The organism is Robertmurraya kyonggiensis, assembly GCF_005116465.1.
Lineage (GTDB): Bacteria > Bacillota > Bacilli > Bacillales > Cytobacillaceae > Robertmurraya > Robertmurraya kyonggiensis.
Genome location: NZ_SWBM01000001.1, coordinates 1487548 through 1502306, shown reverse-complemented (window position 1 = coordinate 1502306; position 14759 = coordinate 1487548). Strand labels below are relative to the sequence as shown.

The 14759-nt window shown below is 39.5% G+C and carries 8 protein-coding genes and 1 riboswitch; of the genes, 3 read left to right on the top strand and 5 right to left on the bottom strand.

Annotated elements, in window-relative coordinates; translation table 11 throughout:
* Window positions 1-7: 7 nt before the first annotated feature.
* Complete coding sequence (locus FA727_RS07550) at window positions 8-1951, top strand: PAS domain S-box protein (protein ID WP_136830294.1); 1944 nt, start codon at window positions 8-10, stop codon at window positions 1949-1951.
* Window positions 1952-2041: 90 nt separating this feature from the next.
* Here FA727_RS07550 and metH read toward each other — a convergent pair whose 3' ends face one another.
* From metH to FA727_RS07525, 5 genes are all read right to left on the bottom strand, one after another.
* Complete coding sequence (gene metH / locus FA727_RS07545; RefSeq protein WP_136830293.1) at window positions 2042-5482, bottom strand: methionine synthase; 3441 nt, start codon at window positions 5480-5482, stop codon at window positions 2042-2044.
* Window positions 5475-7325, bottom strand: a complete 1851-nt coding sequence (locus FA727_RS07540; RefSeq protein WP_136830292.1) for a bifunctional homocysteine S-methyltransferase/methylenetetrahydrofolate reductase — start codon at window positions 7323-7325, stop codon at window positions 5475-5477. The genes metH and FA727_RS07540 overlap by 8 nt, the downstream gene beginning before the upstream one ends.
* Window positions 7326-7339: 14 nt before the next feature.
* The gene (gene metC, locus FA727_RS07535; RefSeq protein WP_136830291.1) at window positions 7340-8509 is read right to left on the bottom strand and encodes a cystathionine beta-lyase; all 1170 of its coding nucleotides are present in this window, start codon (window positions 8507-8509) and stop codon (window positions 7340-7342) included.
* Complete coding sequence (locus tag FA727_RS07530; protein ID WP_136830290.1) at window positions 8506-9618, bottom strand: methionine biosynthesis PLP-dependent protein; 1113 nt, start codon at window positions 9616-9618, stop codon at window positions 8506-8508. Before FA727_RS07530 ends, metC begins: the two co-directional genes overlap by 4 nt.
* A 161-nt stretch (window positions 9619-9779) precedes the next feature.
* A riboswitch (SAM riboswitch) is annotated at window positions 9780-9892 on the bottom strand.
* Window positions 9893-9977: 85 nt separating this feature from the next.
* Window positions 9978-10160 carry an H-type small acid-soluble spore protein gene (locus tag FA727_RS07525; RefSeq protein WP_136830289.1) on the bottom strand — a complete coding sequence of 61 codons (183 nt, stop codon included), beginning with the start codon at window positions 10158-10160 and terminating at the stop codon, window positions 9978-9980.
* 391 nt (window positions 10161-10551) lie between these two features.
* Here FA727_RS07525 and FA727_RS07520 point away from each other — a divergent pair, with 391 nt between their 5' ends.
* The gene (locus FA727_RS07520) at window positions 10552-13389 is read left to right on the top strand and encodes a 2-oxoglutarate dehydrogenase E1 component (RefSeq protein WP_136830288.1); all 2838 of its coding nucleotides are present in this window, start codon (window positions 10552-10554) and stop codon (window positions 13387-13389) included.
* A gap of 1 nt (window position 13390) precedes the next feature.
* The gene (gene odhB, locus FA727_RS07515) at window positions 13391-14635 is read left to right on the top strand and encodes a 2-oxoglutarate dehydrogenase complex dihydrolipoyllysine-residue succinyltransferase (RefSeq protein WP_136830287.1); all 1245 of its coding nucleotides are present in this window, start codon (window positions 13391-13393) and stop codon (window positions 14633-14635) included.
* The last annotated feature ends 124 nt before the right edge of the window (window positions 14636-14759 follow it).

The window sequence follows — 14759 nt, the reverse complement described above, 5'->3', positions numbered from 1 at the left end:
GAAAGAGATGGAAAGTACACAAGTTAATATTTTAATGGTTGACGATCGTCCTGAAAATTTATTAGCTCTTGAGGCCGTACTCACTTCTCCCCAGTATCGACTAATAAAGGCGAATTCAGGAATAGAAGCATTGAAGTGGGTGTTAAAGGAAGAATTTGCTGTTATTTTGATGGATGTACAAATGCCATTATTAAATGGATTTGAAACAGTAAAAATGATTCGTGAAAGAGAAAAATCAAAAGATGTACCTATTATTTTTATCACGGCTTTGAGTCAAACCGTTGAGAATGTATTATATGGCTACTCAGTTGGCGCAATAGATTATATTATCAAGCCCTTTGATCCGATCGTGTTAAAATGTAAGGTTGAAGGCTTTATATCGATGTACTTACAGAAAAAGCTCATCCTAGAGCAAAAGGATTTAATTGCTAGCCGTACAAAGGAGCTAGAAGATGTCTACACAGAGTTAAAGAAAAAAGAAGCGATGTCACGAGCTATTGGAGAAACCTCGATCGATTCAATCGTATTTTTTTCAGAAGATGGTACGATTTTATCCTTAAATCCTACTGTAAAAGGGATGTTTGGCTATTCTAACGATGAGATAATCGGAAAAAATGTCGATATGCTTTTCGAACTATCAATTACTGATATTCCAACAAAGGCGAATGTGGAATCGACGGCTATTCGAAAAAATAAGTCGACCTTTCCGATTGAACTTCACATAGCGGATGCAGAGGTTGAACATGAGAAAATTTTCGTTTGTACGATTCGTGACATAACGGAAAGAAAACACTATTTTGAAATGCTTGAAAGCTTAGTGAAAGAAAGAACATTGGAGCTTAGCAAAACAAATAGGAATTTACATAAGGAAATAGATGAAAAAAAAGCAACAATGAAGCAATTATATGAAAGTGAAGAAAAATATCGTCAACTCGTTGAGAATTCACCGGAGGCGATTATTGTTCGAACTGTTTCAAGCGAAAATATCTCGTTTATTAACGATACAGGTGTAAAGCTTTTGAAGGGCAATTCAAAGGAAGAGTTAATCGGAAAAAGCATGTTCGAAATTGTTCATCCATCTGATCAGGGAAAAGCAAGAAATGTATACAATCAGTTAGCACGCGGAGAATCGATTCTTCCGTATGAAGAGAAGTTGGTTTGCGTGAATGGTGATGTGATTGATGTTCAAATCAAAATCATTCCTTTTGTTTATGAAGGGAAAGCCTCTCTACATATTGTTATACGAGACATGACGGAAGTGAAAAGGAACGAAGAATTTATTCAACAATCGGAAAAGCTGAATGTAGTAGGAGAATTAGCTGCGGGTATTGCCCATGAGATTCGCAACCCTTTAACTAGTTTAAAAGGTTTCACACAGCTACTCGAATATAAATATTCGACGGATAGCGATTATGTCAATATAATGATTCAAGAAATTGATCGGATAAATACAATTGTAAGTGAGTTATTATTATTGGCTAAACCAGGTCATGATGATTTTAGAGAAGTGAGTTTGGACCAATTGATACAAAATGTAACTACACTTATGAGTGCTCAAGCTAATTTACATGGAATCACGCTACAACAAAAGGTGGACCGAAATTTAAGCTCTGTGATGATTAAAGGGGTCGAAAATAAAATCAAACAAGTGTTTATCAATATTATCAAAAATGCCATTGAAGCTAGTGTTGTAGGTGGCAGCATTGTCATCGAAACAATGCGGAAATGTGATTATATTGTCATTTCCTTTACAGATAGCGGTGTTGGTATTCCTGAATCCATTTTACAAAATATCGGAAAACCTTTTTTCACGACTAAACCCACAGGTACCGGCCTTGGAGTGATGGTTTCAAAAAGCATCATTGAAAGTCATGATGGGGAATGGAACATTAGAAGTAAGGAAGGGGAAGGCACGACAGTAGAGGTACAGTTGCCTATTTTAAAAGAATAATAGTATAAAAAAGCCAGAGATGCAGCTAAATGCGTCTCTGGCTTTTAGTTTTTTTGTATTCAAAAGCAAGAAGCTCGGAGTATAGAGTGTTTATAATACATTAAAATATCTCGCTTCCGGATGAGCGAATACCATCGCTGTTACAGACGCTTCGGGCTCCATCATAAATCCTTCTGTTAATTGAATACCAATATCTTCAGGATGAATGAGTGAAAATAGCTTCGTTTGATCTTCAAGCTCAGGACAAGCTGGGTAACCGAAAGAGAAACGTTGTCCTTGATATTTTGCCGCAAAACGCTCCTGCATCGTCATTTGAATTGGGTCTGGGAATCCCCACGCATCTCGAATTTGACGATGAATCAATTCAGCAAAGCCTTCAGCAGATTCAAGAGCAAGCGCCTGTAGCGCATGAGACTCTAAAAATCTTCCTTCAGCCTTCAGTTTATCAGCCTGCTTGCGGATGCCTTTTCCTGCCGTTACGGCGAAAAATCCGACATAATCCATTTCACCTGAATCAACTGATTTAATAAAATCAGCGAGACATAGCTGTGCTCCTCGATCCTGACGAGGAAAATCAAATTGCTCAATAATTCGTTTAGGATTTTCAGGGTCGTAAATATAAATCTGATTGCCGTCCGATTGAGCAGGGAAGAATTGATACACCGCAGAAGGCGTTATCCATTCATGTTCCTTTGCCTCGACAATAAGTTGATTGACCATATCATTAACCTTATGAGCCTTTTCGTCGTTTGCCTGTAAAAGCTGTTCGATTTTTCCCTTTACGCCTAAATGATGGCCGATTAGCATTTGTTTGTTAATGTATGGTTCAATATGAGCGAGTGAATAGGACTTTAAAATATGTCTTTTCGTATCTCTTGGAATATGAACAGGGACACTGGTGCTCACCTTAGGTTTTTCTAAAACGGCTGTTGTAGCAGGACGTTCATAGTTAAACACAACAGGAGCAGCTTCTAATTTTGCTTTGTGCGCTTCAACTAATACTTTTCGCTCTTCTTGATCTTGAACTTGATTGGCAATTGCTAAGCCGTTCATTGCGTCTTTTGCATAGAGAACTAACCCATCGTATTCTTTTGATATTTTCGTATCGGTGAATTTTCTTGATAGTGCTGCACCACCGACTAAAATCGGAATATCGATTCCAGCTTGCTTTAAATCATGTGCTGTTAGAACCATTTGTTGAGCGGATTTTACCAATAGTCCTGATAAACCAATCATATCTGGCTTTTCTTTTTTTACAGCTTCAATCAAAGTGGTCGGAGTAACCTTTATTCCAAGGTCAATAACCTCATATCCATTGTTGCCTAAAATAATATCAACGAGATTTTTTCCGATATCGTGAACATCACCTTTTACCGTCGCTAAAATAATTTTTCCCTTGCTTGAACTTGTATCGCTTTTCTCCATAAATGGTTCAAGATGAGATACAGCGGCTTTCATCACTTCAGCACTTTGTAAAACTTCGGCAACGATAAGCTCGTTGTTATTAAATAGGCGACCGACTTCCTTCATCCCATCCATCAATGGACCATTAATGATTTCGAGCGGGGTAGGATAAGTCTCAAGAGCAAGGTTCAGGTCTGGAATTAATCCTTCCTTCGTTCCTTCAACGACATAGTAGGAAAGTCTTTCTTCTAGGGTCATATCCGGAATCGAGCTTTTGGCTTCCTTTTTCTTATCTCGATAAAATTCGGTAAAGGTCGCTAAGGATTCCTTTGTTGTTTCAAAAAGTAGCTTCTCTGCCATTGCGACTTCATCTTTGGAAATGGAGGCAAAGCGCTCCAGTTTTTCTGTATTTACAATGGCATAATCAAGGCCAGCCTGGGTGCAATGATAAAGAAAGACAGAATTCAAAATTTCTCTGCCGACAGGAGGTAAGCCAAAGGAAACATTACTAATACCCAAAATAGCCAATGTTTTAGGAAAATGTTCTTTTATCAATCGAATTCCATCAACGGTTGCTTTCGCTGAGCCAATGTATTGTTCGTCACCTGTTCCTACTGGGAATACAAGTGGATCAAAAATGATATCTACGGGAGAAATCTTATATTTATTTACTAGTAGATCATAGGAACGCTTCGCGATTTCTAGCTTTCTCTCAGCAGAAACACCCATTCCTTTTTCATCAATTGTCCCAACTACTACCGCAGCACCAAATTGATGTACAAGACGAGAAATCGATTCAAATCGTTCTTCACTATCTTCAAGATTTATTGAATTGATGATCGCTTTTCCTTGTGAGTAGGATAAAGCTTTTTCAATCACCTTTTCATCAGTTGAATCGATGACGAGAGGGGCTTTAATTTTTTTCGTTACTTCTTTCAGGAAATTTTCCATGTCTTCAAGCTCATCACGGTCAGGGTCTGCTAGGCAAATATCAATGACATGTGCTCCGCCTTTCACCTGTGCTCGAGCAACTTCAGCTGCTTCTTCAAATTTTCCTTCTGAGATGAGGCGCTTGAATTTCCTTGAACCAATGACGTTTGTTCTTTCTCCAACCATAATCGGACGAAGGGTAGGGTCATCATAAATAAAAGGATCAATACCAGAAACCATATGATTTTGTAGTACTGCAGGTTTTCTAGGTTCGTATCGCTTCATTTCCTCAGCTATGGCCTTAATATGATCAGGAGTCGTGCCACAGCAGCCACCAACGATATTTAGCCAGCCTTCTGCAGCGAATCCACCTAGTTTTTTAGCAAGAGATTCTGGTGTTTCGTGATAGTTTCCTTCTTCGTCTGGTAATCCTGCATTTGGATAACAGCTAACCGCTGCTGTAGAGAGCTGGGATAATGAGCGAATATGGTCCTGCATAAATTCTGGACCGGTCGCACAGTTTAGTCCGATCGCTAAAGGCTTCATATGTTCAACGGAAATGTAAAATGCCTCAATGGATTGTCCAGCTAGGGTCGTACCCATTGGCTCAATCGTTCCCGATAGAATAATAGGAATCTCCACATTTCTCTTCTTAAATGCCGCCTTAATACCTAAAAATCCAGCTTTCACGTTTAACAAATCCTGACTAGTCTCAAGAAGAAGGATGTCTACTTTCCCATCAATCAATCCTAGGGCTTGTTCTTCATAGGACTGCTGCAACTTTTCAAACGTCGTCCCACCTGTTACTGATAGTGTTTTTGTTGTTGGTCCCATCGAACCTGCTACAAAGCGAGGCCAAGAAGGGGAAGACATTGTATCAGCAGCTTTTCTCGCAATAAGGGCAGCCGTTTTATTGAGTTCATATGCTTTTGAGCCTAATTCATATTCATCTAGGACAATTTCTGTAGCGCCAAACGTATTGGTTTCAATAATGTCAGCACCAGCTTCTAAATACTGAAGGTGGATCGATTCAATTACATCAGGTCTAGTAATATTTAAGATTTCGTTACAGCCTTCAAATTGTTCACCACCGAAGTCCTCAGCCGTTAATTCAGCTTGCTGCAACATGGTTCCCATTGCGCCGTCCATAATGAGAATTTTCTTCGTTAATTCTTTGTTCAGTATTGCATTAGACATTTTGCTTCCTCCCTAGGACGCTGCTGTTTTCATTTGCATATTGAGCAAGCTCAACCGTCAATTCATATCGTAAAAATGGTGTAATTAAATAAATTCCGTTAAATAGCTCGGAAGCTGCATCGATTAGTGATTTTGTAATTGCAATTCCTTCCCGTGCGGATTGAATTGGATCGTCCTGCAGTGCAGCCATTGTGTTCCGAATGGAGTCGGAAATCTTAATGCCGGGCACTTCATTGTGAAGAAATTCAGCATTTTTGCTACTTGTAAGTGGCATTAAGCCAATATAAATAGGGGTATCTAGATGCTTTGTTGCCTCATGGACCTCAATTAGCTTTTCTTCTGAATACACAGGTTGTGTAATAAAATAATCAGCACCATACTTAATTTTCTTTTCCAATCGTTGTACGGCTTTTTCAACTGAACGAACATTTGGGTTAAAGGCAGCCGCTATAGAAAAGTCACCTTTTTGACCGAGGTCCTTCCCGGAAATAGATAGACCTTCATTAAATTGCTTAATCATTTGAATTAATTCAAATGAGGAAACATCATATACAGAAGAGGCTCCTGGGAAATCCCCAACACGAGCAGGGTCACCAGTAATAGCGAGAACGTCATTTAATCCTAGTGTATGTAATCCCATTAAGTGAGACTGAAGGCCGATCATATTACGATCGCGGCATGTAATATGAACAAGGGGACGTAATCCCACTTGTGTTTTCGTTAAATAAGCAAGCGCTGAATTTTCAATGCGAGGGGAGGCAAGAGAGTTGTCCGCCAACGTTATAGCATCGATTCCTGCTTCTTTCAGTGCTCTTGCGCCTTCGAAAAAGCGGGTTGTATTCAACTTTCTAGGTGGGTCAAGTTCAACGATTACAGAAGGACGCACTGATGCGATAGTTTGTAACGGTGTATTATTCCGTTCTATTGGTGAGTGTTCAATAGGAATAGAAGAAACACGCTGAATCCTGACCGTTTTTTCTGTAACTGGCTTCGTACCCTTTAGCTCCTCTGCAAAGGAGTGGATAAGATCAGGAGTCGTTCCACAACAGCCTCCAAGCAGACGAACTCCTTGTTCACGAAAGGCTTGTGCCGATTTCTTAAAATAATCTGCATCTCCTTCATAATGGAACTTTCCATCTGTATAGGTTGGTAGACTTGCATTTGGAAATGCAGAAAGAAACGCCTTTTTTGGAATCTGCGCTTCTTCTAAACTCTTAATCATATGGTGGGGACCAAGTCGACAATTTAAGCCAACAATATCTGCCCCTAATGCTTCAAGTCGTTCAAAAGCTTCATTAATTGGCATTTGATTTTGCATGATTCCCGGCTCATGAATCGACACTTGCGCAATAATAGGTAGATTTGTTTCCTTGCGAGCAATGGCTAACACCGTTTCAATTTCATCTAAGTCATAGAAGGTTTCGAGGAGGATTCCATCAACACCTTCTAATAATAAACAATAGAGTTGCTCGCGAAAACTTCTCTTTATTTCATCGATTGAAATCGCCTTTGGATTAACTCCACGATTTCCCCCCATTGTTCCAAGAATATATGCTTTATTTTCAGCAGCCTGTTTTGCGATTTTTACAGCAGCCGAATTTATCTCTTTAACGGATTCTTCTAAGCCATATCTTTGTAGCTTTAGATAGTTTGCAGCATAAGTATTCGTTTGGATGATGTCCGAACCTGCAGCAATATAAGCCTCATGTATTTTAAGAATATCATTTGGATGGGATACATTTAGTTCTTCAAAACAGCTATCTGTTCCGTAGGAGTATAAAAGGGTTCCCATGGCGCCGTCTGCAATTAAGATTTCATTTTTTAATCTGTCTAGGAAACTCATACTTTTACTCCTTTCTATTTTACTACAGCTACTGCGTTACTTAAGGCATTGGAAAAATCAGCGATCAGATCATCGACATGTTCTAATCCAACAGATAACCTTAATAAGCTATTGCTTATCCCTCGTTTTTCGCGTTCCTCTTTAGGCATCGCACCATGTGACATTTTAGCAGGGTAGGAGAGGATGGACTCAACGGCTCCTAAGCTAACGGCAAACACAGGGATTTTAACGTTCTCGACGAAAAATTTCGTTACTTCTTCATTCTCTAGTTCGAACGAAAGTACCCCACCAGCATTTTTTGCTTGTTTCTGTTGTAACTCATGTTGCGGATGGTCGAGGAGTCCTGGATAGTATACATTATTCACTAAAGGATGATCCTTTAAATAGTTTGCTATTTTAGTAGCATTGGTGACAGATTGTTCGAGTCTTACGGACAATGTTTTTAATCCACGCATTACTAGCCAGGCATCTTGAACACCTAATACAGCTCCGAAAGAATTTTGTAAAAAAGCTAGTTGATTTCCAAGCTCTTGGTCTTTTACGACCGCGAGACCTGCGATAACATCACTATGACCTGAAAGGAACTTGGTTGCACTATGAAGGACCACATCAGCACCTAATTCCAACGGTTTTTGTATAGCTGGGGTTAAGAAGGTGTTATCAACAAAAGTATAAGCATTATGCGCCTTTGCTAATTGGCTGATAGCTTCAATATCAGTGACTTTTAGTAAAGGATTTGAAGGAGTCTCAACATAAAATACTTTCGTATTCGGTTGGATCGCATCTTTGACTGCTCGAAGATTCGTCATATCTACAAAAGTGTGCTCAATCCCAAATCGGGAAAGCACTTGAGTCACAATACGGAACGTTCCACCATACACATCCTCCGTAATGACAACGTGATCTCCTTTTGAAAGTAGGAGGAAGGCTGTTGAAATGGCAGCCATTCCTGAAGCAAAAGCAAAGCCACGAACGCCACCTTCTAACTCGGCAATTTGCTCTTCTAGAGCTTCTCTTGTAGGATTTAAGCTTCTGCTATAATCATATTTTCCGTACTTATCGAAGCTTGATTGATGAAAGGTGGAGGCGTGTTGAATCGGAACACTTACACCGCCTGTGGTTACGTCAAACTTATGGCGATGATGAAGAAGTTTTGTTTCAAAAGAAAAACAATCGTCACTCATCGTACAGCCTCCTTACTCACTTTTGTTAGGGCTTGCTCTAAATCCTCTATTAAGTCGCGGACATTTTCAATACCAACGGAAAAACGTAATAAGCGATTATCTACGCCGGTTGCAAATCGAACTTCTTCTGGGATGTCAGCATGGGTTTGAGTAGCAGGGTAAGTAATAAAGCTTTCCACACCACCAAGACTTTCGGCAAAACAAATAAGTTTTAAGCTTTTTAAGAAAGGGTTAACCCAAGCTTCATCTTGAACACGGAAAGAAATCATGCCTCCACGACCGGGATATAAAACATCCGTAATGCTATGATGTTTTGAAAGATATTCAACAAGTGCTTTTGCGTTTTGTTCGTGTCGGTCCATTCTTAAAGCTAATGTTTTCATTCCACGCATTAAGAGCCAAGAGTCAAAAGGACTTAAGACAGCGCCGTTGCCATTATGATAGAATGCTAGATCTTGACATAATTTTTCACCTTTTGCGACAACTAAGCCTGCAAGAACGTCATTATGACCACCTAAGTACTTAGTAGCACTATGAATAACGATATCTGCGCCGTCTGTGATCGGTTTTTGAATATAAGGTGTATAGAAAGTATTGTCAACAATGAGGAGAAGCTCATTTTCTTTCGCAATTTCTGCTACAGCTTTAATATCTGTTTGTTCCATCATAGGATTTGTTGGTGTCTCAATAAAAATAGCCTTTGTATGATTGGTTATGTATTTTGAAATGTTATCGGGTTCACTTGTATTGACATACGTTACCTTCAAGCCCCACTTTTTGAAGCCTTGTTCTAACATACGGTATGTTCCACCATATAGATCCTGAGAAACAATCCATTCATCTCCTGATTGGAACAGAGAGACAACTGTCAAGATGGCAGCCATACCGGAACTACAGGCAAAACCTGCATCGCCTTCTTCAAGGTCAGCGATCGTTTTTTCGAGCAACTGTCTTGTTGGATTACCAGTACGAATATAATCAAAGCCCGTTGATTCTCCAATGCCCGCATGTCGAAAGGCTGTAGAAAAATAAACCGGGGGATTGACCGTACCAGTTGCCGTTTCACTTCGATTTCCAATTTGCGCTAAAGTCGTTTCAAGTTGATGCATTGATTACACTCCTTTATGTTAGGTGGTGATGGGTAAAGGCTCTTTTCGCAGAGATTGTTCATTTTCTTACGAAAAAAACAACAAGCAATAAGAAAACGGCGTAGGGAAATAAAAAAAAGTCCTCTATAAGAAGAAGACTTTTACGTTTGATTTAGCCATTCTTCTTATCTCCCAAGTCTTAAAAGCGAACTTGCTGGAATTAGCACCTTGCGTAAAATGCATGCAGGTTGCTGAGGTTTCATAGGGCCAGCCCCTCTACCTCTCTTGATAAGAAATACAAGATTCAATTTTCTAAACTTTACTACAATAAATGAACGAAGTCAACAAAATTTTCTGGAAATGGTGGGGAACCATTGATGTTAATCCTCTTCAATTAAATTAAGAATCGGTACATCTTGTTCATCTTCTGGATTTTTCTTAGAATAAATTCGGGCTATCTTCGTTTGCTCATCCACATGTTGAATAATGACTGGTGTTCCTTCATAAGTGACGTTGTGGATATCAGCGCTTTCTACTATTTCTTTTGCACGACCTACATTCACGCTCTGTCAGTCCTCCTAGGATTAAATTCAAAGCATATTTTGTCTATTTTTACGAAAATTTATCCAAGGTTAGAAAAAGGTGAAAATTCTTTTTTAATTATTAGAAGTTCACTTTGGTACGAGAAGACCGGTGGTCCAAATTTGGATTAATAATCTGAAACGTTGTGAAAAGGCTTTCAAAAAATTTTATCGCAATAGGTATTTAGATGATACATTTTTTTACTATTTCAATAGTAAAAACCTTTGTAGATCTCACATGATCGTGTTAGAATATCTATGAAAACGTTATATCCTCTGAAAAATAATATTATTCTAAAATTTGAGTTTTGCTATGCAACAAAGGGGTAAGAGGATATAAATTCTATTTTTATCTATTTTGGAGGTTTTTCACATGAGAAAGCCATTAGAAGGTCAAGGACCTGTATGGCAGGGGTTTCACGGACCGAACTTAGGGTACGTCATGGAATTATACGAAATCTACTTAGAAAATCCAGAGTTAGTTGAAGAAGACATTCGCAGTCTCTTTGACAAATATGGTCCGCCTAGTGAAGAGACGGCTCATGAAAGCACTAGTATCACAAATGTATCTCATGAAGTGGCAACTGAAAAAATCATAGCAGCGGTTTCACTAGCAGATAAAATAAGAGGCTACGGCCACCTTGCTGCTGATATTTACCCGCTCAAAAATCAAGAGCCCGACAATGAATTAATTGAGCTTGAATTTTATGGACTGACAAAAGTGGACCTTGAGAAAATTCCTGCTCGCTTTATTTCAACTGATATACCTGCAAATATTAAAAATGGCTATGAAGCGATTGAATATTTAAAACAGGTATATACAGGCAAAATTGCCTTTGAAATTCGCCATGTAAATAGTCTCAAGGAAAAAATATGGCTCCGAAAAAAAATCGAAACAGGAACACTTCTTCCTGCTTTTAATAAAGAGAAGAAACGAAAAGTATTACAAAGATTAACAGAGGTTGAAGAGTTTGAAAAATTCATTCATAAAACCTTCGTTGGTCAAAAGCGGTTTTCAATAGAAGGACTTGATACATTAGTCCCCTTGATCGATGAAATTATTGCAGAATCAGTGCAAAAAGGGGCTTCAACGGTCAATATCGGGATGGCGCATAGAGGTCGTTTAAATGTGCTTGCACACAATCTTGGCAAGCCATACGAAATGATTTTTGCAGAATTCCAACATGCCCCTAATAAAGAACTTGTACCATCAGAAGGTTCAATTGGGATTAATTTCGGTTGGACCGGAGATGTAAAGTATCATTTGGGCTTAAATCGTGAATTGAAGGAAGAAGATCGACCAAAAGCAAGATTAACACTTGCTAACAATCCGAGTCACCTTGAATTTGTCGGAGCGGTTGTAGAAGGATTCACTCGTGCTGCTCAAGATAACCGTACAGAAAAAGGGTATCCACAGGAAGATTTGAATTCCGCGATGGCCATTTTGGTTCATGGAGATGCAGCGTTCCCGGGTCAAGGAATCGTGGCAGAAACACTGAATTTAAGCCGTTTAAAGGGATATCGTACAGGTGGAACGATTCATATTATCGCTAACAACCTAATTGGTTTTACAACTGAACGATTCGATTCCCGCTCTACTCGTTACTCTAGTGATTTAGCAAAAGGGTATGAAATGCCGATTGTTCACGTAAATGCAGATGATCCAGAAAGCGTATTGGCGGCAGCTCAATTAGCTTGTGAATACAGGGAGATATTTAAAAAGGACTTCTTAATTGATTTAGTTGGTTATCGCCGTTTTGGACATAACGAAATGGATGAACCGATGACTACGAATCCATTAATGTATCAACTTATACATGAGCATCCAACTGTGAAGGAATTATATGCGAACAAACTTGAAAATGAAAACGTTCTTTCTAATTCTGAGATCGACGAGATTTATTCAGGTGTTGCAACGAAAATTCAAGAAGCATATGCGAAGGTTCCAGCAGAAAAAGCTGTAGTGGACGATCCGAAACCACCTATTACGGTTGAAAAGGGCATTCCGAGGATCGAGACGAAGGTTTCCTTTGATACGTTAAAAACGATCAATGAAGAATTATTAGATTGGCCAGAAGATTTTCAGGTTTTCAGTAAACTAAGCCGAATTTTAAAAAGAAGAAAAGAAGGATTCCATGACAATGGCAAAATCGATTGGGGATTAGCAGAAACATTGGCATTTGCATCCATTATTGTAGATGGAACTCCAGTACGTCTGTCTGGTCAAGATTCGGAACGTGGAACGTTTGCTCATCGAAATATTGTTCTCTATGACCAAAATACGGGAAGAAAGTTTTCACCATTACATCGTTTATCTGAAGCAAAGGCATCATTTGCCGTATACAATAGTCCGTTATCTGAAGGCTCTGTCCTAGGATTCGAGTATGGGTATAATGTGTTCGCTCCAGAAACGCTTGTATTATGGGAAGCACAATTTGGTGATTTCTCTAACGCAGCACAGGTAATATTCGATCAATTTATCTCTGCAGGTAGAGCAAAGTGGGGAGAAAAATCGGGTCTAGTTATTCTTCTTCCACATGGATATGAAGGGCAAGGTCCAGAGCATTCCAGTGCAAGAATGGAAAGATTTTTAACACTTGCCGCGGAAAATAACTGGACAGTTGCAAACTTAACAACATCTGCTCAATATTTTCATGTATTAAGAAGACAAGCCGCAATTCTACAAAGGGAAGAGGTTCGTCCACTTGTCATTATGACACCGAAGAGCTTACTTCGTAACGTAAATGTAGCTTCGAATGCGAGTGACTTTACTGAAGGGGAATTCCAAGCAGTCATTGAGCAGGATGGACTCGGTCAACAAGATAAAAAGGTTGAACGAATTGTCATGGGAACTGGGAAGATTATGATCAATGTTATGGAACAGCTCGATTCGGTACAAGAACAAGATTGGTTACATATCGTAAGGGTTGAAGAAATCTACCCATTCCCAATGGAAAAGCTTCGCACTATCGTCGCGCGTTACCCAAACTTAAAAGAAATTGTCTGGATTCAAGAAGAACCGAAAAATATGGGAGCATGGACTTTTGTAGAGCCTCGTATTAAAGAAATTGCTACGAGTGCAGTAGAAGTAGACTATGTTGGTCGCAGACGTCGTTCAAGCCCGGCTGAGGGAGATCCAGATGTTCATAAAAAGGAACAAGCAGCAATAATAGAGAAAGCATTAACCCGCTCGGTAGAAGGAGGAAATTAAGGTGGCAGAAGTTAGAATACCTGAATTAGCAGAATCCATTACAGAAGGTACAGTTGCTCAGTGGCTTAAGAAATTAGGGGACCAAGTGGAAAAAGGCGATTATCTGGTTGAATTAGAAACAGATAAGGTCAATGTAGAAATCATTTCTGATTTTAGCGGAGTCTTAGCGGAAGTACGATACACCGAGGGTGATACAGTTAATGTTGGTGAAGTAATTGCTGTCGTTGAAGAAGGAGGAGTAGCTACTCCTCCTGCACCAAAGGAAACTCCGGTACAGAAGGAAGAGACGCCTGCTGCACAAGCACCAGTTGAGGCACCACAAGCCGTGGAGGAAACAGTAGATAAGAATGGTCGACCAATTGCTTCTCCATCAGCACGAAGAATTGCTCGTGAAAAAGGAATTGATTTAACTGCAGTGCCGACAGTCGATCCATTAGGTCGAATTCGCGCTCATGATGTCCAAAATTATAATCCACAGGCAAAAACAGCTCAAGCTGCGCCTGCACCTGCTCCAGCAGTAAAACAAGATGTAGTTGTTGATAGCAATAAGCCAGTGGAGAGAATCCGTATGTCTCGGCGTCGTCAAACAATTGCGAACCGTCTTGTTGAAGTACAGCAAACAGCAGCGATGCTTACGACTTTTAACGAAGTAGATATGACGAATGTGATGAACTTAAGAAAACGTCGTAAAGACCAATTCCAAGAAGAAAACGATGTGAAGCTCGGCTTTATGTCCTTCTTTACAAAAGCAGTTGTTGCAGCTCTAAAGAAATCTCCGTTATTAAACGCTGAGATTCAAGGCGATGAAATCCTTTTAAAGAAATTCTACGATATTGGAATTGCTGTATCAGCACCAGAAGGTTTGGTTGTACCAGTGGTTCGAGATGCGGATCGTAAAAATTTCGCGGAAATCGAAAAAGATATCCTACACCTTGCTGATAAGGCTCGCCAAAACAAACTAGCTCTCAATGACCTACAAGGTGGAACTTTTACCATCACAAATGGTGGAGTGTTCGGATCGTTGATGTCTACACCAATTTTAAATGGCCCACAGGTTGGAATATTGGGAATGCATTCAGTGAAGCTTCGTCCGGTTGCGATTGATGAGGAAAGAATGGAAAATCGCCCGATGATGTATATTGCCCTTTCTTATGACCACCGTATTGTAGATGGCAAAGAAGCAGTTACATTCCTGAAGCGAGTGAAGGAATTAATTGAGGATCCAGAATCATTAATTTTTGAATGAAGCTCTTTTCTCAAAAACTGACTTGTTTTTAAAACCATAAATTATAGTATTGATGTTTTCGATGACATCCTGCTGTATACAAATGAGAAAAGAGCCTGCAAACTTATTTGGGAATGTCAGAATA

Bases quoted from the DNA above. Each gene is read 5' to 3' on its own strand.
- FA727_RS07550 (WP_136830294.1), top strand. From the start codon at position 8: ATGGAAAGTACACAAGTTAATATTTTAATGGTTGACGATCGTCCTGAA.
- metH (WP_136830293.1), bottom strand. From the start codon at position 5,482: ATGTCTAATGCAATACTGAACAAAGAATTAACGAAGAAAATTCTCATT.
- FA727_RS07540 (WP_136830292.1), bottom strand. From the start codon at position 7,325: ATGAGTTTCCTAGACAGATTAAAAAATGAAATCTTAATTGCAGACGGC.
- metC (WP_136830291.1), bottom strand. From the start codon at position 8,509: ATGAGTGACGATTGTTTTTCTTTTGAAACAAAACTTCTTCATCATCGC.
- FA727_RS07530 (WP_136830290.1), bottom strand. From the start codon at position 9,618: ATGCATCAACTTGAAACGACTTTAGCGCAAATTGGAAATCGAAGTGAA.
- FA727_RS07520 (WP_136830288.1), top strand. From the start codon at position 10,552: ATGAGAAAGCCATTAGAAGGTCAAGGACCTGTATGGCAGGGGTTTCAC.